The organism is Streptomyces sp. NPDC054786, from assembly GCF_053611685.1.
The window spans coordinates 189096-206435 of the sequence record NZ_JBSHAW010000005.1 but is presented as its reverse complement, the minus strand read 5'-3'; the positions used below and the strand labels follow the sequence as shown (position 1 = coordinate 206435).

17 protein-coding genes and 3 pseudogenes are annotated in these 17340 nt (G+C 69.1%); 9 read left to right on the top strand and 11 right to left on the bottom strand.

Annotation, left to right across the window (positions count from 1 at the left end; translation table 11 throughout):
• Positions 1-342: 342 nt before the first annotated feature.
• The 3 genes from ggt to ACWGI6_RS06705 form a co-directional block, all read right to left on the bottom strand.
• Positions 343-2187: a gamma-glutamyltransferase gene (ggt, locus tag ACWGI6_RS06715; RefSeq protein ID WP_453266478.1), complete on the bottom strand. Its 1845-nt coding sequence runs from the start codon at positions 2185-2187 to the stop codon at positions 343-345.
• A gap of 416 nt (positions 2188-2603) precedes the next feature.
• A complete protein-coding gene (locus tag ACWGI6_RS06710) occupies positions 2604-3032 on the bottom strand; it encodes a TIGR03668 family PPOX class F420-dependent oxidoreductase (protein WP_453266477.1) in 429 nt (142 codons plus the stop codon).
• 16 nt (positions 3033-3048) lie between these two features.
• Positions 3049-3873 carry an LLM class F420-dependent oxidoreductase gene (locus ACWGI6_RS06705; RefSeq protein ID WP_453266476.1) on the bottom strand — a complete coding sequence of 275 codons (825 nt, stop codon included), beginning with the start codon at positions 3871-3873 and terminating at the stop codon, positions 3049-3051.
• A 354-nt stretch (positions 3874-4227) separates the two neighbouring features.
• Between ACWGI6_RS06705 and tap the strand changes: the two genes are divergently transcribed.
• Together tap and tpg are read left to right on the top strand one after the other, a co-directional pair.
• The gene (tap, locus tag ACWGI6_RS06700) at positions 4228-6312 is read left to right on the top strand and encodes a telomere-associated protein Tap (protein WP_453266475.1); all 2085 of its coding nucleotides are present in this window, start codon (positions 4228-4230) and stop codon (positions 6310-6312) included.
• 9 nt (positions 6313-6321) lie between these two features.
• Complete coding sequence (gene tpg / locus ACWGI6_RS06695) at positions 6322-6879, top strand: telomere-protecting terminal protein Tpg (RefSeq protein ID WP_453266474.1); 558 nt, start codon at positions 6322-6324, stop codon at positions 6877-6879.
• A 186-nt stretch (positions 6880-7065) separates the two neighbouring features.
• Here tpg and ACWGI6_RS06690 read toward each other — a convergent pair whose 3' ends face one another.
• Positions 7066-7476 carry a RidA family protein gene (locus ACWGI6_RS06690; protein WP_453266473.1) on the bottom strand — a complete coding sequence of 137 codons (411 nt, stop codon included), beginning with the start codon at positions 7474-7476 and terminating at the stop codon, positions 7066-7068.
• A 248-nt stretch (positions 7477-7724) separates the two neighbouring features.
• Between ACWGI6_RS06690 and ACWGI6_RS06685 the strand changes: the two are divergent.
• Positions 7725-7895 (top strand): annotated as a pseudogene (locus ACWGI6_RS06685) (IS5/IS1182 family transposase); the annotation flags it as partial.
• 170 nt (positions 7896-8065) lie between these two features.
• On the opposite strand, the gene ACWGI6_RS06680 reads toward ACWGI6_RS06685, so the two are convergent.
• The 3 genes and pseudogenes from ACWGI6_RS06680 to ACWGI6_RS06670 all read right to left on the bottom strand — a co-directional run bounded on the left by ACWGI6_RS06680 (position 8066) and on the right by ACWGI6_RS06670 (position 9359).
• Positions 8066-8644, bottom strand: coding sequence for a dienelactone hydrolase family protein (locus ACWGI6_RS06680; protein ID WP_453266472.1), 579 nt, complete (start codon positions 8642-8644; stop codon positions 8066-8068).
• 91 nt (positions 8645-8735) lie between these two features.
• A complete protein-coding gene (locus ACWGI6_RS06675) occupies positions 8736-8918 on the bottom strand; it encodes a hypothetical protein (RefSeq protein ID WP_453266471.1) in 183 nt (60 codons plus the stop codon).
• Positions 8902-9359, bottom strand: a pseudogene (locus ACWGI6_RS06670) (serine hydrolase domain-containing protein). The gene ACWGI6_RS06675 and the pseudogene ACWGI6_RS06670 overlap by 17 nt, the downstream one beginning before the upstream one ends.
• 30 nt (positions 9360-9389) lie before the next feature.
• On the opposite strand from ACWGI6_RS06670, the gene ACWGI6_RS06665 reads away from it, so the two are divergent.
• The 3 genes from ACWGI6_RS06665 to ACWGI6_RS06655 all read left to right on the top strand — a co-directional run bounded on the left by ACWGI6_RS06665 (position 9390) and on the right by ACWGI6_RS06655 (position 11922).
• The gene (locus ACWGI6_RS06665) at positions 9390-9809 is read left to right on the top strand and encodes a helix-turn-helix domain-containing protein (RefSeq protein WP_453266470.1); all 420 of its coding nucleotides are present in this window, start codon (positions 9390-9392) and stop codon (positions 9807-9809) included.
• 98 nt (positions 9810-9907) lie between these two features.
• Positions 9908-10654 (top strand): DUF4232 domain-containing protein, encoded by a 747-nt coding sequence (locus ACWGI6_RS06660; RefSeq protein WP_453266469.1) that lies wholly within the window; start codon positions 9908-9910, stop codon positions 10652-10654.
• A 1022-nt stretch (positions 10655-11676) separates the two neighbouring features.
• On the top strand, positions 11677-11922 hold the full coding sequence (locus ACWGI6_RS06655; protein ID WP_453266468.1) for a hypothetical protein: 246 nt from the start codon (positions 11677-11679) through the stop codon (positions 11920-11922).
• A 277-nt stretch (positions 11923-12199) separates the two neighbouring features.
• On the opposite strand, the gene ACWGI6_RS06650 is transcribed toward ACWGI6_RS06655, so the two are convergent.
• Positions 12200-12673, bottom strand: a complete 474-nt coding sequence (locus ACWGI6_RS06650) for a lamin tail domain-containing protein (protein ID WP_453266467.1) — start codon at positions 12671-12673, stop codon at positions 12200-12202.
• A gap of 910 nt (positions 12674-13583) precedes the next feature.
• Here ACWGI6_RS06650 and ACWGI6_RS06645 point away from each other — a divergent pair.
• The gene (locus ACWGI6_RS06645) at positions 13584-14078 is read left to right on the top strand and encodes a hypothetical protein (protein WP_453266466.1); all 495 of its coding nucleotides are present in this window, start codon (positions 13584-13586) and stop codon (positions 14076-14078) included.
• Between the two features lie 20 nt (positions 14079-14098).
• Complete coding sequence (locus ACWGI6_RS06640) at positions 14099-14542, top strand: DUF2690 domain-containing protein (protein WP_453266465.1); 444 nt, start codon at positions 14099-14101, stop codon at positions 14540-14542.
• Positions 14543-14701: 159 nt separating this feature from the next.
• On the opposite strand, the pseudogene ACWGI6_RS06635 reads toward ACWGI6_RS06640, so the two are convergent.
• Positions 14702-15187: pseudogene (locus tag ACWGI6_RS06635) on the bottom strand (hypothetical protein).
• 310 nt (positions 15188-15497) lie between these two features.
• On the opposite strand from ACWGI6_RS06635, the gene ACWGI6_RS06630 reads away from it, so the two are divergent.
• Complete coding sequence (locus ACWGI6_RS06630; protein ID WP_453266464.1) at positions 15498-15797, top strand: hypothetical protein; 300 nt, start codon at positions 15498-15500, stop codon at positions 15795-15797.
• Positions 15798-16022: 225 nt separating this feature from the next.
• Here ACWGI6_RS06630 and ACWGI6_RS06625 read toward each other — a convergent pair whose 3' ends face one another.
• The gene (locus ACWGI6_RS06625) at positions 16023-16466 is read right to left on the bottom strand and encodes a HEAT repeat domain-containing protein (RefSeq protein WP_453266463.1); all 444 of its coding nucleotides are present in this window, start codon (positions 16464-16466) and stop codon (positions 16023-16025) included.
• A gap of 281 nt (positions 16467-16747) precedes the next feature.
• Entirely contained in the window at positions 16748-17023 is a 276-nt protein-coding gene (locus tag ACWGI6_RS06620) for a hypothetical protein (RefSeq protein WP_393905185.1), read from the bottom strand.
• Positions 17024-17340: the final 317 nt, after the last annotated feature.

Here is a 17340-nt window from a genome sequence, read left to right as displayed (position 1 = left end):
GCCAGCAATTGTGATCACTGAGGGGGGCATCTGCGCCACGGGCGGCGGCGACAGGGGCCAGGGGCGGGGCGCTTGAGTGGTGGTGTTGACGTGAGGCTGGGCATCGCGACTCGCCCTGTCGTGACTGTGGCGATGTCGGGCACCACTCGGCCACGTGGCGGCCGGGGTGAGGTAACGCGGGGGTGACTCATGGCCCGCCCGGGAGGTAAGGAGCGAGGAGCCGCGGGATGCTCCACGGGATGCCTCGGTGCGGACGGGAACGCGGCCGGCAGGCCGGGGCCGTGGCGCGGCCGCCTCCCACGGCCCGATCCCCTCCGGGGCATGCCCCGGAGGGGACGGGCTTCAGCGGGATTCGTTGAGCACCATGGCCGAACCGCCACCACGGCGCTTGGGTTCGGCCACCGCCCTGACCTTGCCCTGCGGCAGGAACTCCAGGGCTGCCACCGCTCCGATCTCCGGTGACGGGGTGAAGGCCTTCGGGGCCAGGACGAACCGGTGGCCCATGCCTTCCAGCTTCTTGCGTTCGGGCGAGTCGAGGAAGGCCGGTTCGGCTTCCGTCGCCGTCTGGTTCCGCTGCGAGAGACGCGGTGCGGCGACCGCCGCCGGTAGCGACATACCGAGGTCAAGACGGTTGACCAGGGTCTGCAGCACCGTGGTGATGATCGTGGCGCCGCCCGGAGAACCGACAGCCATCATCGGCTTGCCGTCCCGCAGGACGATCGTCGGCGACATGCTGCTGCGCGGACGCTTGCCGGGGCCCGGCAGGTTCGGGTCCGGCGTCCCCTTGGTGATCGGAGCGAAGTCGAAGTCGGTCAGCTCATTGTTGAGGAGGAATCCGCGTCCGGGCACGGTGATGGCCGAGCCACCGGTCTGCTCGATCGTCAGGGTGTAGGAGACGACATTGCCCCAGCGGTCCGAGGCCACCAGATGAGTGGTCGACGGCCCTTCGTGCGGTTGCTTGTTGCCGCTCTTCCGGTCACAACCCGAACCCGGATGGCGGGGGTCGGCGGGAGCCAGCGGACTGGTCAGCGCCTTGTCGGAACGGATCAGACAGGCCCGGTCCTTGGCGAACTCCTTGGAGAGCAGCGGCTTGGTGGGGACATCCGAGAACGCCGGGTCGCCCACCCAGCGGTTGCGATCGGCGAAGGAGATCCGGCTGGCTTCCAGGTAGTGATGAAGGGCCTGGGTCTTGTCGGCCTTGGAGAGGTGGAAATTGTCCAGGATGTTGAGCGCCTCCCCCACCGTGGTACCACCGGCCGACGACGGCCCCATGGAGTAGACGTCCATGCCGTGGTACGTGGTCCGGGTCGGTTCCCTGCGTTTGGCCGTGTAGTCGGCCAGATCGGCCGTCTTCATGAGGCCGGGGCGGGCCTTGTGCTGGGAGCCGGGAGCTATCGGCGGCTTCCGGACGGTCCGCACCACGTCGCGCCCCACCGCGCCGTGGTAGAGCGCGTCGACGCCTTCACGGGCGAGCTGCCGATAGGTCCGGGCGAGATCAGGATTGCGGAAGCGTGAGCCGACCACCGGGAGTTTGCCCTTGGGCAGGAACAGGTCGGTGGTGGACTTGAAGTCGCGGAACCGCTTCTCGTTCATGGCCGTCTGGGCCCGGAACTCGTCGTTGACCACAAAGCCGTCGTCGGCGATCCGGGTGGCCGGGCGCAGGGCCTTCGCCAGGGAGACCGTGCCCCAGTCCTTGAGCGCCTTCTGCCATGTCGCCGGAGTGCCCGGGACGCCGACGGACAGGCCCGAGTTGATCGCGTCCTCGGTGGCGAGGGGCTTGCCGGTCGAAGGGTCGAGGAAGGAGTCCGAGCGCATGCTGTGCGGAGCGGTCTCCCGGCCGTCGATGGTGCGCACCTTCTTGGCCTTGGCGTCGTAGAAGACCATGTAGCCGCCACCCCCCACCCCTGCCGAGTAGGGCTCAACCACACCGAGCGCGGAGGCGGTTGCCACCGCCGCGTCCACCGCGTTGCCTCCCTTGCGCAACACCTCCAGCCCTGCCCGGGAGGCGTACGGGTTGACACTGGAGACCGCGCCACCGCTGCCGGTGGCCACGGCCTTCTTCGCGGGTGGCTGCTCCTTGGAGTCGGCGGCCGATGCGGCGCCGTTGACCTGGCATGAGGTGGTCAGCAGGGAAAGACTGAGCGCAGCCGCTGACGCGGCGACGACAGCGGCACGACGGACAGCCATAGGGCCTCCACGACTTCACTGTGATGTTTGCGAGGGATTCCCGAAACCCTGGCACCGCTCGACCGGAGGATCAACGTTGAGCTGCAAGGTTTGCGCGAGATCTGAGGTTTCCCTCCAGTAACCCGTCCGGAGGTCCGAGGTACCGAAAGCGGTTCCGAGGGCACGGCGGCGCCCCGCGCACCCGGCGGGAGGCGAAGGGGAGGCAGCTGCGGCTCGGATCACCGACCGGCGTCGGAAACCGGAGTCCCCGGCTGGACGGGGGAGGCCAGCCGGGGACTACAGGGCGTGTGCCCCGCGTATCGCAGCCAAAACGCGCGGGCGCGGGCGCCGGCGAATGTTCGCGCCCGCACGGGTCGACGGACGCACGTCCCGCCTGAAGGTCACGATCCGTGCCCCGGCCGGCAAGGAAAGGCCGGTCAGGTGGCGTGCCACCCCGACCACCGGCCCACCGCGATTTCCACCACAGGTCCGGCCGGCGGGCGGTCGGCGTACTGCCCGTACTTCCGGGCCAGCAGGCCCGCATACTGTGCCGACGCCGCCGATTCCTCAGCCGGTGGCAGCACCACGGCCGTGCCATCCGCCCGCGCCCACCACAAACGGTCCCAGTCCTCGTCGTAGCCGTCGACGAGGAGGCACACCTCGGGATGGGCACGGATATTGGCCAGCCGCTTCAACCGGACCGACTGCTTCGGCTTGTGGTCCACGGCGAAGACCACGGTGTCACCGGTGAGGGCGAAGACCGCGGGGACCAGGTGCGGGCGTCCGGTGCCGTCGACGGTCGCGAGCCGGGCGATCCGGGCCAGGGCGAAGCGCTCCCGGGCCTGACCACTCGTCATCCTCGGCACTGCGAGCCCCTACGGCTCACCGGAAGCGCTGCGCGACGTCGGCGAGCTCGTCCAGATACGACAGCGTCTCGGCCTCCGGCATCGTGGGCAGGTAGAACAACAGCCGCTCCACACCGAGACCTGTGTACTGCTCGATGATCTCCGGATCCTTCGCCACCGCGTAGACGGTCACCGGCACGTCCCGACCCGCGATGCTGCGCATGCGGTCGATCTTCGGGCCCAGCTCCTCGGGCGGCAGGCTATTGGCCAGCCAGGCGTCACCGAAGGCAGCCACCCGCTGGAAGGCTGCCTCCCCGCCACCCACGTAGATGGGCGGGTGCGGGCGCTGCACCGGCTTCGGCCAGGAGTAGACCGGGTCGAAGTCGACGAACTCACCGTGGAACTCGGCCCTGTCCTTCGTCCACAGCTCGCGCATGGCCCGCAGCCGCTCGTCGGCGAGACGGCCCCGGGTGCGCGGGTCCGTCCCGTGGTTCTCCATCTCTTCCTCGTTCCAGCCGACCCCGATGCCGAAGACGGCCCGCCCACCGGAGACAAGGTCCAAGGAAGCCACCTCCTTGGCCGTGATGATCGGGTCGCGCTGGGCCACCAGTGCGATGCCGGTGCCCAGCAGGATCCGCTCGGTCACCGCGGCGGCCGCGCTGAGCGCGACGAATGGGTCGAGGGTGCGGTAGTAGATCTCCGGCAGATCACCGCCGCCCGGGTACGGCGAGCGGCGGTCCACCGGGATGTGGGTGTGCTCGGCGATGAGCAAGGAGTCGAGTCCTCGCTGCTCGACCGCGCGCCCGAGTGGGGCGGGCGCGATGCCCTGGTCGGTGATGAAGGTTGACACACCGAATTTCACAACGGCTCCCTCAGATTGCAGTTTCTCGGAGGTGCAGGGTCAGCGAGCACGCGGGGCGCAAACCCGCGGCCCCTAGCAGGTACCCCGATCACCCCCGGCACAACTACCCGTGCGGCCGACGGAGCGACCACCCGGCAAATGCACAGAGCGCGCGGCACCTTCCGCCTGACGAAACAACAGATCCGGTCCGCCGACCGTCTTACCCGTCAGCGCAGCACGCCCACTGCCCCCTGCAGACGGGAGGTCGAGGGCATCGCACGGGCACGGAGACTCCGCCGCCAACCAGCACTTATTGGATAAAATTAAGGCTAAATTCAAGGGTAAATTATGCTAGCCTCGGGGCGGAGGTGAAGCATGCCCAGCGAGGAAGAGCTGTTCGCCGCGGTCGACGCACTGCTGGAAGGCGAACCGCAGCTGCCGTCACCGGCGGAGCGGGCCCGACTCCGGGATGCGGCCGGTGTCACGCAGGCCCGGCTGGCCCAGGTGCTGCGCACGACGCCGCAGACGGTGAAGAACTGGGAGCACGGCCGCAGCGAGCCCCGACCGCCCCGACTGCAGGCGTATCAGCGGCTGCTGGAGGGCTGGGCCGCACAGCACCCGGCGCCGGCGTCGGAACAGCCGGCCTCGCCCGCCCCGCCCGCCCCGGCCGCCCCGGCCTCCGCGGCAGAAGCCCCCATCCCCGTACCCGCGGCGGCGCCCGCCACCAGGCCGTCGACGGCGAGGCGCCCGGCCGCGAAGCAGGCCGTGGCGAAGAAGCCGGCCCCGGCCGAGGCCGACCCGCGCTTCGCCCACGGCCCACTCGCGGTACTGGACGGGGACGGATCGGCGTACTGCGTCGGTGGCCTGGTACTGGACTGTCCGGCCAAAACCCTCCCCGCGCTGGTCGACTGGGCCCTGACCGAAGCGCAGCTGGGCGCTGCCAGGCTCCACCGCAACGGCAAGGACGCCGACCCGCTGATCGTCCTCACCGACGCCGCCGCCGAACGACTCGGGCTCCCGGCCGTCCTGGAGGACCGGCGCGGCCTGCGGCTCCCGGAGGACCACAAGGTCCTCAAGCAACTGGCCAAGGCCAAGTGGAAGCTGACCAAGCGCGGGTTCGGCCCCTGGGCCCGGGTCTACCGTCCCGCCGAGCGCGGCAAGCGGCAGTGCGTGCAGTTCGCGATCCTGCCCTGGGGCGCCCTCGACACTCGTTCCTGGGGCGACACGGGCCAGCTGCCACCGGCCGACGTCGCCGCGGTCCTCGGCACGTATGCCACCCGTGTCCTGACCCCGCGTGGCTCCACGGCCGTCTGCGGCCTGGAGCTGATGAGCGCGCTGCGCCCGCCGACCCGAGCGGTCAAGGACGCGGCCACCGGCTCCTGGGTGTCCGGGCCGAACCCGGGCTCGCTGACCGAGCCGGTCGACCCCGCGCCGCCCGAGGCTCCCGCCGAGCACCCGCTCGTCGCCGCCCACTACCCCCGCCACCACGTGCGCACCCCGGACCAGGTCATCGACGAGGAGGCGTACGACTGGTTCCGCCCCCTCACCGATGAGGAGTGCACCCAGGGCTACACCCACGCGGTCGGCATCGACGTCAATATGGCCTTTGCCGCCGCCGCCAACCGTCTCGTCATCGGCACCGGCCCGGCAACCCATGTGCGGAACCCGGCGTTCGAGCCGAAGCTGCCCGGTTCCTGGCTCGTCGACCTCTCCCACATCGAGACCGACCCACGCCTGCCAAATCCCTTCACTCCCAAGGGGATCCGGCCGACCGGCCCTGCCTGGTACGCGACATCGACCGTCGCCTACGCGGTGGAGCTCGGCTACGACGTGGCGCCGGCCGAGGCGTACGTCCGGTACGAGCACGCCGCCTACTTCGACGCCTGGTACACCCACCTGCGCAACGCCTATATCGCCACCATGGCCGACCTGGGCGTCACCACCGGCATGACCGACGAGGACTTCCTCGCCGCGATGGACCGCCACAAGAGCGTCGACCCGGGACAGGCGGCCGTCCTGTCGGCCATCAAGTCGACCGTCAAGGGCGGCATCGGCAAGCTACGGGAACGCCCGCAGAGCATCGCCTACAAATTCGGTGAGCCCTGGCCCGCCCTCTCCCGCCCCACCTGGAGCCCGCACGCCAGGGCAGAGCTGATCGGCAAGGTGCGCACCAACGAGCACCGCAAACTCATGGCATGGGCGAGGGCCGGTCTCTACCCCGTGGCAATCCTGTCCGACTGCGCCGTCTACCTGTCCCACGGCCCCGGCCCGCTGGACTTCATGCCCCGCACCGCCGAGGGCAAGCCGCTGCCCGGAGGGTTCCGCCTCGGCGTCAGCCCCGGCATGGTCAAGCACGAAGGCACCCGGGACTTCCTGTGGCTCGCCCAGACGATCGAGGACGACCGGATCAACCCGGCCCGCCACATCAAGGGCGACGACGCCCCCGACAGCGGAGAGTAGGGGCACACGATGGGTATCCTCGGCGACAGCCTCGACAAGGCCGCGGCGAACACCGTCACCCGCCCGATCCCGAAATCCGCCGGCGCCCAGGTACGGTTCCTGGTCAAGCAGGAGAGGGGATCCACCAGGGCAGTCGCGCAGCTCCTGGGCGTCTCCCAGCGCACCATCGAGCGCTACCTCAAGGCTCAGATCAAACGGCCCCGCAAGGACCTCGCGGCCCGCATAGAGCGCGAGGTTCGCAAGCGGTGGCAGCCCCGGGTACGCGACAAGGCGAAGAAGAACGCGGCCCGTACCGGCGGCATCGTCATCGAGACGCGGGCCCGGTTCGGGTTCACCGCCGCGCCCGGCACCACCGATGACGGCCGGATCCGCCTCATCACCCAACACCTCCCGCCCGCCTACGCGGCCCGCCTCTTCGAGGCCCAGGCGTCGGGTGCCACCGAACAGCAGCTGCAGCACATCGCCGCCGAAGGCCTGCAGGAGATCTACTTCAAGGATCACGGGCGCCGTGCCGACGGGCTCCTGGTGGAGTTCACCGACATCGACTACGTCGAGCTGGACTTCTGACGCTCCCGAGGAAGGGCGCACGTTGAGCACCCACGCACCTGGACCGAAGCACGACAGTTGTTGCCACCAAGGCAGGCCTTTGTCACCGTCCGCGGATGTCGGGCAGCGAGCAGGCGGCGGGATCGAGCAGGTGCGCTCACATTCTCCCTGCCCAATGCGGCATGGCCGACAGGGACGATCGAGTGACTACGCATCAAGAACGGCAGCGATGGCTTCGATCTCCACCAACTGGTCGTTGTAGCCGAGCACGGTGACGCCCATCAGTGTGCTGGGGACATCGTGGTCGCCGAAGGAGTCCCGGACCATTTCCCAGCTGGTCACCAGGTCCTCTCTCCGGGTGGAGGCAACGAGAACCCGTGTGCTGATGACGTCCTGCAACGACGCACCGGCGGCGGCGAGGGCAACCTGCAGGTTCTCCACAGCCTTTGCCGCCTGGCCCGCATAATCCCCGATCGCCGCTGTGGAGCCGTCCTCGTTGAGCGGACACGCGCCGGCGAGGAAGATGAGCCGAGCCTCGGCAGGCGCCGCGGCTGCGTAGGCATACTCGGCAACGTCGGACAGCGCGTCGGAGCGAATCAACGTGATGACACGGCCCATAGCGATCTTCGGTCCCTTCCAGTCAGGATGAAGCGGCCATCCTGGCAGGGGTGCCTCGATCCCCGCCTCCTCTTTTCGTCGGGCGACAGTGAGTGCTTTGCGGCTCTGCCGCTGGCCCATCCAGTGACGCATCCGGCTGCTTGATGCATTCCTCGCCGAACGGGAGAGCTGAACGGCGTCATGAGTAGGCGGCACCTCCACCCTTGAAGTTCCCCGGGCCCGGCGCCAACCCAACTGGAAGCACCGGCTGGAGAGCCGACCACAACCGCAGTCATCGCAAGGTCCGGGCCAGGGTCGCGCACGTGTTCTCGCGGATGGAGAACTGGAAGGTCCTGCAGGACTGCCGACGCAGGGGCGACGGCGTGTTCCGGTCCGCCAGTGCCATCGCCCGAATGCACAACCTCGCCATGCGTGGATAGATGCCAGTGCACTTTACCGACCACAAGAGCTCGCGTACCGGCTCTGAGCTGCGACGATTCATAGACTACATCTCCGCGACGGCGAGTTGAGGCCGTTGCTGTCGCTCGCCCTGGTGCACCCGAGGGCGGGGAGGGCGACAGGCTCAGGTTGTTGATCCGGCTTCGGTTGGCTATTTAATGTGGTCGAGGAAGCCGAGCACCCGGTGGGTGGCCTGCGTTGCAGCGTGCTCGTCGTGCGACGGCAGGCTGCTGTCGGTGAACAGGTGCCTGTCGCCGGAGTAGAGGAACAGCTCAGCATCCGCCGCCGTCTCGACGAGCGCGCGGGCCGCGTCCACATCGCCCTCACCGGAGAAGAACGGGTCTGAGTCCATGCCGTGGACCTGGACCGGGACGCCCTGGGGCCAGGCACCGCCGAACTCCGAGACCGGGACGCATGCCTCGATCAACACCGCGCCCTTCGTGCCCGGGCGGGTCTGGGCCAGCTTCTGCGCCGGCAGGACGCCGAGTGAGAACCCGAGGTAGACGAGCTCCGCAGGTAGCCCCTCGGCGACGGCGGTTCCGCGCGCGATGACCGTGCCGAACCCGATCCTCTCGGCGTAGTCGATGCCCTCCTCGAGGCTGTCGAATACCTGCCCCTCGAACAGATCCGGGGCATGGACGGTGTGTCCGGCCCGTCGCAGCTGCTCGGCGAACTCGCGGACGCCAGCGGTCAGTCCGTGCCCGTGGTGGAAAACCAGCACCTCAGCCATGTCGCTCCCCTCGTGCTGCGGTGCCCGGGCGGCGCCGCAGCACGAGTATGACCCGCAGCACTGACAACCGCGGGTCCCCGGCACGGCAGGATCAGGTTGTTGATCCAGGATCAGCGATCTGTGCTTCGAGGTCGGCCATGCGGCGGTCCTGGAAGCGCAGGTTGGAGCGGGCGACCTTGAGCTGCTCGTCGAGGGTGCGGATATCGGCGGTGACCCGGCGGAGCCTTTGTCTGAGGGTGGTGTTCTCGCCTTGCAGGTCAGGTCCATTCGCCAATGACGAGACACCCTTTAGGCAGTTTCTTTTGGATCATCGTTCGACTCAGAGGATGATGACGCGACATGGCGATCTCCACGAGCTCTTCGGGCGTGTAGCTCTCCTGCCTGCTCAGCGCCGGCTCGTCGTGGGTGTGGTTGAAGATTCCGCTGGTGTGGTCGAGGAGCTGTCGGACAGTGATCGTGTTGCCGTCGTGCCCGTTCCCGGTGAGCACGCCCGGCAGCCATCGCTCCACCGTGTCCCCAGGGCCAGTTGTCCCTCGGCCACGAGTTGCAGGACCACTGTGGCGGTGAAGGTCTTGGTGATGCTGCCGATCCAGAACCGGTCCTCGTGCCCGCGCGCCCGACGTGTCCGAGTGTCGGCAACCCCCGCCGTGCCGAACCACTGCCCGCCACCGTCACGAACCTCAGCAAGAATTCCTGGTACTTCCCCTTCCCGCACCGCTAGGTCGAGCACACGCTGGGCGGCGTCGTGGTTCCTGCGGGTGTCACCGCGGAGGACCGCAGGGACATCGAGGCGGGACTGGCCGAGGACTTGCCGTACGCCGCAATCGCCCGACGGCTGGGACGGCCGACTTCGACCGTCAGCAGGGAGGTTGCCCGCAACGGCGGGCCCGGCGGCTACCGTGCGGAACACGCCGACCGGGCGAAGCGCCTGGCAGCGACGCCACCGGCCGCCTCGGCCCGCGACGCCACCGGCTGCCGACGCCGAGGCCACGCACGGACGAGACCCCGCCGCCGTCCACGCCTACGTGGACAGATTCGCGACCATGATGATCGGGACCGGATTGCCCCGCACGGCCGCCAGCGTGCTGGCCTGCCTCGTAACTGCCCCCTCTGGGGCGCGGACTGCTGCGGAACTCGCCCAACGGCTGCGGGTCACCCGTGTTAGCCGCACGTTAGCGGAGCGGCAGCCTCACGACAGTGGCCCCGATCAGAGTGGGTGACGTACCGAGAGACAACGACACCGACTGCCCCGGGGGACCCGAAATGAGCTCCAGCACCACTGTCCGCACCGCTCGTCGCCGCACGCTGCGCGTTGCCGCCGCGGCCCTGACCGCAGTCGCCGGCCTCACCCTGACCGCCTGCTCCGGCTCGGACGTCGTCGGCGCCAAGCCCGCGGACAAGGTGGACACGGGCACGGCCGCCGCCGAGTCCGGCGGCGCGGGCTCCTCCGCCGCAGCGCAGGGCTCCGATGCCCAGGCGGGCCCCGGTGCCAAGGCCGACACCAAGGCCGACACCAAGGCGGGCGCCGCGGGCAAGCAGTCGGGCAGCGCGCAAGCCGCTGACGGTGCCAGGGCGGGCTCAGGCGTCCAGCGCTGCCACACCTCCGGTCTGAAGGCGTCGTTCGCCATGGGCGACGATGCGGCCCCGGACCCGAACGCGGGCGGCTCGACGACCACCAGCGTCGTGCTGACCAACAAGGGGAGCCGCACCTGCGTGATCGGCGGCTTCCCGGGCGTGGACCTCAAGTCCGAGAACGGCGGTCAGAGCTGGTCGCTGCGACGCTCGTCGGCCAAGCACGGCTCGATCACCCTGAAGCCCGGGGACAGCACCGACTTCACGATCAACCTCGGCATGGCCAAAAAGAACGAAGGGCACTTCTGGATGCCCGCCTTCGCGACCGTCACCCCGCCGAACGAGACCACCGCGCTGACCCTGAAGTGGCCCTGGGGCCCGCTCGTCGACCAGACCGGCGCCACCCACCCGGCCACCTTCGTCAACCCCATCGGCTGACCACCGCGGCGCTGCCCCGGACATGAGTCAAGAAAAGAACACCTCTGAGCGGAACCAGCTCACCACGTCAAAGACAAGCAACGAGATCACTATGAAGTCATGGCGTACTCGTATCGGTGTCGGTCTCGCTGTCGGTGCCGCGGCGGTCGCCATTCCACTGACCGCCACCACCGCCTCCGCCGCCCCGCCCCCGGCGACGGCTGGGTCCCCATCGGCGCCGAAAGATACCCCTCGAAGGCGGCGTGCGAAGCATCGGAACTCCCGCAAGCCCAGGAGAACGGCTACCACGAAGCGTGGTGCGACGACAACAACCCCATCCCCACACCCAGCTGAAAGATCCACCCAACGTGCCGGTCATTCGACCCACCGGACAAGCCCTAGGGTGACGTTGTCGAGTCGGGCGGCTGGAGGGGACCATCGTGGATCCGGAGATCACAGCGTTGGCAGGCACCGCAGGAACCACACTCGTCACCCTGCTGGCAACCGACACCTGGCACAGCGTCCGGGACAGGATGGTCGCGCTGTGGCGGCGCGCGCGGCCTGACAGGGCGGCGGCCGTCGGCACCGAACTCGACGTGACCCGCGAAGAGTTGCTCGGTGCCCAGGCGGCGGGCGACGGGCAGGCCAAGCCGAGATCGGGGCGGAGTGGCAGGGCCGGATCCGCCGGCTGCTCGCCACCCACCCGGAACTCGCCGACGAACTGCGCACGCTGCTTGCCGAACTCTCCCCGGACAGCGCTGCGACGCCCACCGTCACGCAACACGCCACCGCCTCCGGCCAGGCCCGCGTCTACCAAGCCGGTCGCGACATGCGCATCGACGGGGTCGAGGGCACATGAGCGAGGACGCCTCGCCGCGTGCTGCCGTCTTCCGGCAAGGGCCGACCGGATCGCGCCGGCCGGCGAGGGCCGGCGGCCGTCCGCGCGCTGATCGACTCACTGCAGGTTGTTGACCGCGACTACGGGGCCTACCGAGCCGTCTTCGGCGCGCTGGAGTTCTGGAGTGCTGAAGTGCTTCCCGGCGATGGACCTCGCACGGGGCGGGTCCTTGGCGGCGGCGGGGCTCGTCAGCGTCCCGTCGGGCAACAGCGGCCAGGTCCTCCTGCTGCTGCTCGCCGGCGGCGATGACGAGGCGGTGTGCGACTTCAACTCCGCCTGCAGCCGTATGAAGCTGTCCGTCAGGGACCAGCTGTCGGCTGCGCTCATCGCCGAGTACGAGCGGGACGACTGGCTCGACGGCGAGCCTTGCGGACGGCTGCCCGTCGGCTGACCTCCTCGCTTTACGCAGCCGTTTCCCCGAGATCGCACCGTCCCCCGTGGGCCGCCCGTTCAAGACGAGGCTCGTCCACATCTTCCCCCGCCACCGCATCGACGGACACGATGCCCGGCAGTACCCGATGCCCTCAGCGCAGCCTTCGACGAATGCCCGCCCCCGGCACGGAATGGCGGGGAGCCGGAACATGGCGGTGCGCCGCAGGTGCAGGAACCTGCGGCGCACCGTGTGGCCGGCGAGGCGACGTCACCTCTCACCGACCCGCTAGGGCTGGTCAGTGGCGGTGACCGTGGCCCCAGCTTTCGGTGTCAACGATCCTGCGGTGATCGTTGCTCAGGACCGCGGTGCCCCGGTGGTTGTCCCAGACGTAGTCACGACGGTCCTGGAAGACGTCCCAGCGGTTGTTACGACCGATACCTGTGTGGACACGAACCTGGCGGTGGCCGTCCAGACGGAAGTTGCCGAAGCGGTAGGTGTGGCCGGCGCGGTCCGACAGGGTCCAGCCACGCAGGTTGACCGGCATACGGCCGGTGTTCTTCACCGTCACGTACTCGGCGTTCAGGCTCCGGTTGGAGTGGTCGTCCCGCCCGGGGCTGTCGTACTGGATCGCACCGAGCACCACTGCGGAGCGGTGACGCGGAGCCGGAGCATGACCGTGGCCGGCCGCGGCCGCCGGGAGGACGGCGGTGGCCGCCAGAGCCGCGGAGCCGAGGACCGCGGCGGCAATACGCGAAGTGTTACGGAGCACGAAAACCCCCTGGATACGGCACCCACAACCGGGTGCCGGAAACCGGATACCCGGCCGGTTTGACCGGGCACCCACACAGTGACGCCTCGTCACACCTTGACGGAAGAAATCCGGTTTGGTGTTACAAAACACAGACATATACACAACCACACCACGCCAGGCGCACACTCCCCCGCGCCCACCACCACAAACGCAACACCTCGTACACGCATCCAGACGCCGCAAGGGTTACTGGCGGTGTACTGCTCGTGGCTGTCGCGAGCCTGCGCCGACGACGTGCCGGATCCGCGGACGGCAGGGGCTCGGAGCGCCCCAAAAATCCCATCGCTGTACCGGCTTGTGGACCGGACGGCCTGCGGCAGGGCGCCGCGCTCCGCACTCCCCGACAACTCGGCGGCCGGTCGGAGCTGGACTTGCCTCACGCGGTCACCGAATGAGCCCGGGCAGCTGCCGTCCGGGCAACAGCCGCGATCGCGCGCTTCGGCCCTCGATCACGCGCCTCGGTGCCCTCACCGGCACACCAACTACTCAAGGGGCAGTGGGGTAGCCGCCGGTCTTCGCCGCCGCGGTACGGGTCCGGTACTCGTTCGAGCTGACGGGCACGGATCGCGTGGCGACGGCGTCCGGCGCTCGGCGTCCGGCGTCCGGCGTCCGGCGTCCCACGATCGCCTCACGGACCGTGGCGTCCCAGCAGCTCAGCGCCCACAGCGTCCCGCGAGATCCCCAGCCGGCCGGTGACTGTGTTCCGTCGGCGGCCCCGATGGACATGATCGGTGCGGCGAGACGGGAGGCCCCGCAGAGCCAGTAACGGCCGTCCTGTCGACGGACCGCCCGTACGGCGCAGCCCCCTACCGGGGAGTGGAGCCCACCGCCCCTCGCCTCGAACTGTCATCACGAAGGGAACCCGGCTATGTCCACCCATCTGTCCGCTCGGCGCGGCCTCGTCGCCGTTCTGGCCGCGGTTGCAATCGCCGCGCCCGTCTTCACCGCCGAAACCGCGGCCGCCAGCGGTTCGAAGCTGACGCATGCGCAAGCCGCGAGCAAGTTGCGGGCGGCCGGTATCACCTGGACCTCCAGCGGTCACTGCTCGAACCGCAACAACCGGCGATGCACCTCGTTCACCCGCATCAACTCCGGCACCGTCAAGGGGATCATCACCTTCAAGCGGGCCAGCCGGTGCGCGGTCACCCTCACCGGCGGCACCGAGACCGGCCATGCATCAGGCCGGTACAGCCACTGGAACGGCTACAAGGTGGACATCTCTCCCACCGGTTGCGTCACGAACTACATCAAGCACACGTTCCGGTACGCCGGCAAGCGCGGGGACGGAGCGCCCATGTACAAGTCCTCCGCAGGCAACATCTACGCCCGGGAAAGCAGCCACTGGGACATCACCTACAAGTGACGGGGAGAGAGGAAACCACCATGCGCACCGTCCTACGTCTCGCGGTCACCGCAGCAGCCTCCCTGCTGTTGACCATGTCCGGGGCCGTCCCCGGGAACGCGGCTCCCGCCGCGGTCGCAGCGCACTGCACCGGCAGCGGTTGCACCGGGAAGAGCCCCGTGAGCACCGGCTGCGACCACCATGCCCGCACTGTCCGCCGCAGCGCCGAGATCGGTCCCCTGATTGAGCTGCGCTACAGCGCGGCCTGCCGGGCAGCGTGGGTCCGGGTCACCCACGCACGGGGCGGTGACCGTATCGAGGCGCGGAACAAGGGCGGTGCCTGTCGGCACAGGTCCTGTTACGCGAAAACGGTGGCAACCGGCCGGTCCTCCGCGTACACCGCCATGGTCAACGACAAGGGGATCAAGGCCTGGGGCTGTCTACACCGGCGGAACGGCAACATCGTGTGCACGGAAGCGTACTGACCGGCTGCCGGGGGTGGGGGCGCGAGTCCGCGTCCCCACCCGCATGCGCGCCCCCGGCCCTTCTCGTTAGGGGCGCGCCAGGACTTGTCCCGTAATCGCTGGTCAGTGCAGGCTTGGCGGCTGAGAGACGAACGAGCAGGGCGTCCGGCGTCTCAGAGATCACTCACGGGACAGCCCCCAATCGGATGCCAGAACACGATCAAGCGCCGTCCGGCCCGCGAGTTCCCATGTCGGCCGGCCGCCGGGGAGGCCCCGCTCCCAGGCCTGACCGATGCCGATGAGGGAAACTGCGCGCAGGGCAGCCCACCCTCGCGCCCGCTGGATCATTGCCTCGTCCGCAGTTGCGTACGCGTCGAGGAATCGTGCAGCCGCGCCTGCGGGAAGGAGCAGCCAGGCGGCCGCGAGATCCGTCGCCGGACACGGGGGGGTCGGCACCGGGAGCGGAAGCCGCGGGGCCAGGATGGGCAGTCACTGCTGCTCGTTGCGGAGAAGAGACGGGGCGCGTGGCGTGCGCGGCAGACGCACGGCCAACTCGTCCCCGAGGCGCCACAGTTGATTGTCCCAGCCGACGGCCACGCGACGCAGACCCGGTCCTGCAAGATCCGGATGCTGCTCACGCAACAGGGATCGCGCCCCATGTCTCATCGATGTCGACGTTGGCCATGGATGAGACCCACTTCCTGTGGCGTCGCGGCAGCCACCACGATCTCACTCATGAGCGCGGTTACGGGACACCCCTTAGGTTTGCGCGCGACATAGACTCCCCTATACCGGCTCGTCCGCCGTCCCCGTCCCCGTCCGCAGAAAGGTGTCGCCGTGCCCGAGCAGCCCGTGTCCCTCCCCGCCCAGAGGCCGTGCCAGGCGCCGCGGGCTGATCCGCGTTGATCCGAAAAACACGGCTCAGGCCCCAAGCCCACTGCCTCACCGATCCACCCGTAAAAGGACAATTCCACCCGTGAAGAAGAGCGCGATAGCCGGCGGCTGCATACTCGGCCTTCTCGTGATTGCCGGCGCCTACCAAGGCAGCGCCGCCACCAGCGACCCGCTGACCCTCGCCGAATACGAGAAGCTCAAGGCCGGCAGCAGCGAGAAAACCTTGTTCGCCTATGCCAGCACCTGCCAACAGGACAGCGAAAAGGTCGCCGACAGCTATCCCCTCACCTGGACGTGCTACGGCGCCGACGGAAGCAGCAGCGCGGTGTTTTTCTATTCCGAGGGTGTGCTGTTCAGCAAGGCACAAAGCGGGCTCACTTAGACACATCTTGATCGGCCACGGCTCGCGCATCCCGCCGATCCGCTTGCGTACGAGCCCCGGCACCGCCGCCCGGCCAAGCTACGCGCGGACAACGGGCGACGGCTTCGAGCACCTCCCCGGCTGGGTGCGGTGCCGGCAGATCGTGCCGCGCATCGCCCGCCGTGACTCAAGGCCTCTGGCCGCCGGCGCTCTGCTCTGCTACCGCCAGTACACCCAGGCGGCGTCTCAGGGTGCAGCGGATCTGCCGCTGGTCTCGCGAAGCTCAGCCATCGCAAGCACCGCCTCCTCGCGCACTCCGGCGTCAGGATGAGTAAGGAACGGCTCGACAGCTCGCAGTGCACGCTTGTCATGAGTTGCCGACAGGCTGCACAGCACATACTCCAGCAGCAGAGGCTCAAAGGAGTCGATATTGGCCGCCAGCGGCGCGAGGGCCGTGTAGGGGAGCTCGTACTGAACTCCGGCCTCGGACACCGCGTGCAGGGCGGACTCCCGCACCGCGTAGTCCATGTCGGACACCGCCCACTGGACCAGCCATCTGACGACTCGCTCGGCGTCAGCCTGCGTCAAGTAGGCCGATCCCAGGAGATCGCCAAGGCTGTCAGCCCAGACCTCTCGCTGACGTGCATCAGCGCCGGCCGGCGTCGTCCATGCCGTTTCAAGCTGTTCCATCAGCTGTCGGTACATACCGGGCGAACGACCGACAGCAACATGACCGCCGCCCACAGGGACCCCCCGCCCGCAGCAGGACGACCCGCACCGCGACATGCGAGTGCAGCCGCTGCTCTTCATCCTCGGACTCATCACGGCGAGCGTGCTGGGTGTGATCTACCTCAGCTACCGGCACACCTCGTCCGGCCGTTCCTCGCGGGACCGGCGGTGCCGTCGCCGCGGTCCTGGCCCCCTGGCGCTCGCAGGCTACGAAGGGCGGTGAAACCACCGGCACGCGGCGGTCACTTGCCCGGTGTCTCCGCCAGCCGGAAGGGACCCGCGGCGCCGGGGCCGAACATCACCGGCAAGTTGCGCCCCAGCGGCACCACCACGAGCGGCTCTTCGCGGTACTCCCTGAGAAAGTTCTCCAGGGGCTCCCAGATGAGGCTCCGGTACCCCGACTCGCTTCGTTGGGGTTCGAAGGAGAGGGTCAGTGCAGAGTCCATTACGGTGACGCTCACGGCGTCCACTTCCAGCCACTCTCCACCGATCCAGGCTTCGAGCCTCACATATGACATGACGCAAGAGTGCCTTGCACCTCACACCAGCCGCAAACCAGCCCCGCCGGGATGCGTCCGGCTGTGGGCGAGAGTGGTGCAGGTCCGTGGGTTCGGTGTGCGAGGGAGGAACTGCCCGGTTCACCGTGCCCCGCTCGGCCGCATGCTGGTGCCCACGGCCGCAGCGGCCGGTGCCGGCGCCCAGCGCCCGGCGCGAGGCCCTGGTCCCCCTGATCCGTCGAGTCACCACGTCATCCGACGGACCAGTCCCGGACACGCCGCGGCCAGGCCATCTCCTTTCGCGGCCTTCTCGTCCGGATGCGGAGGGGCGAAGCGTC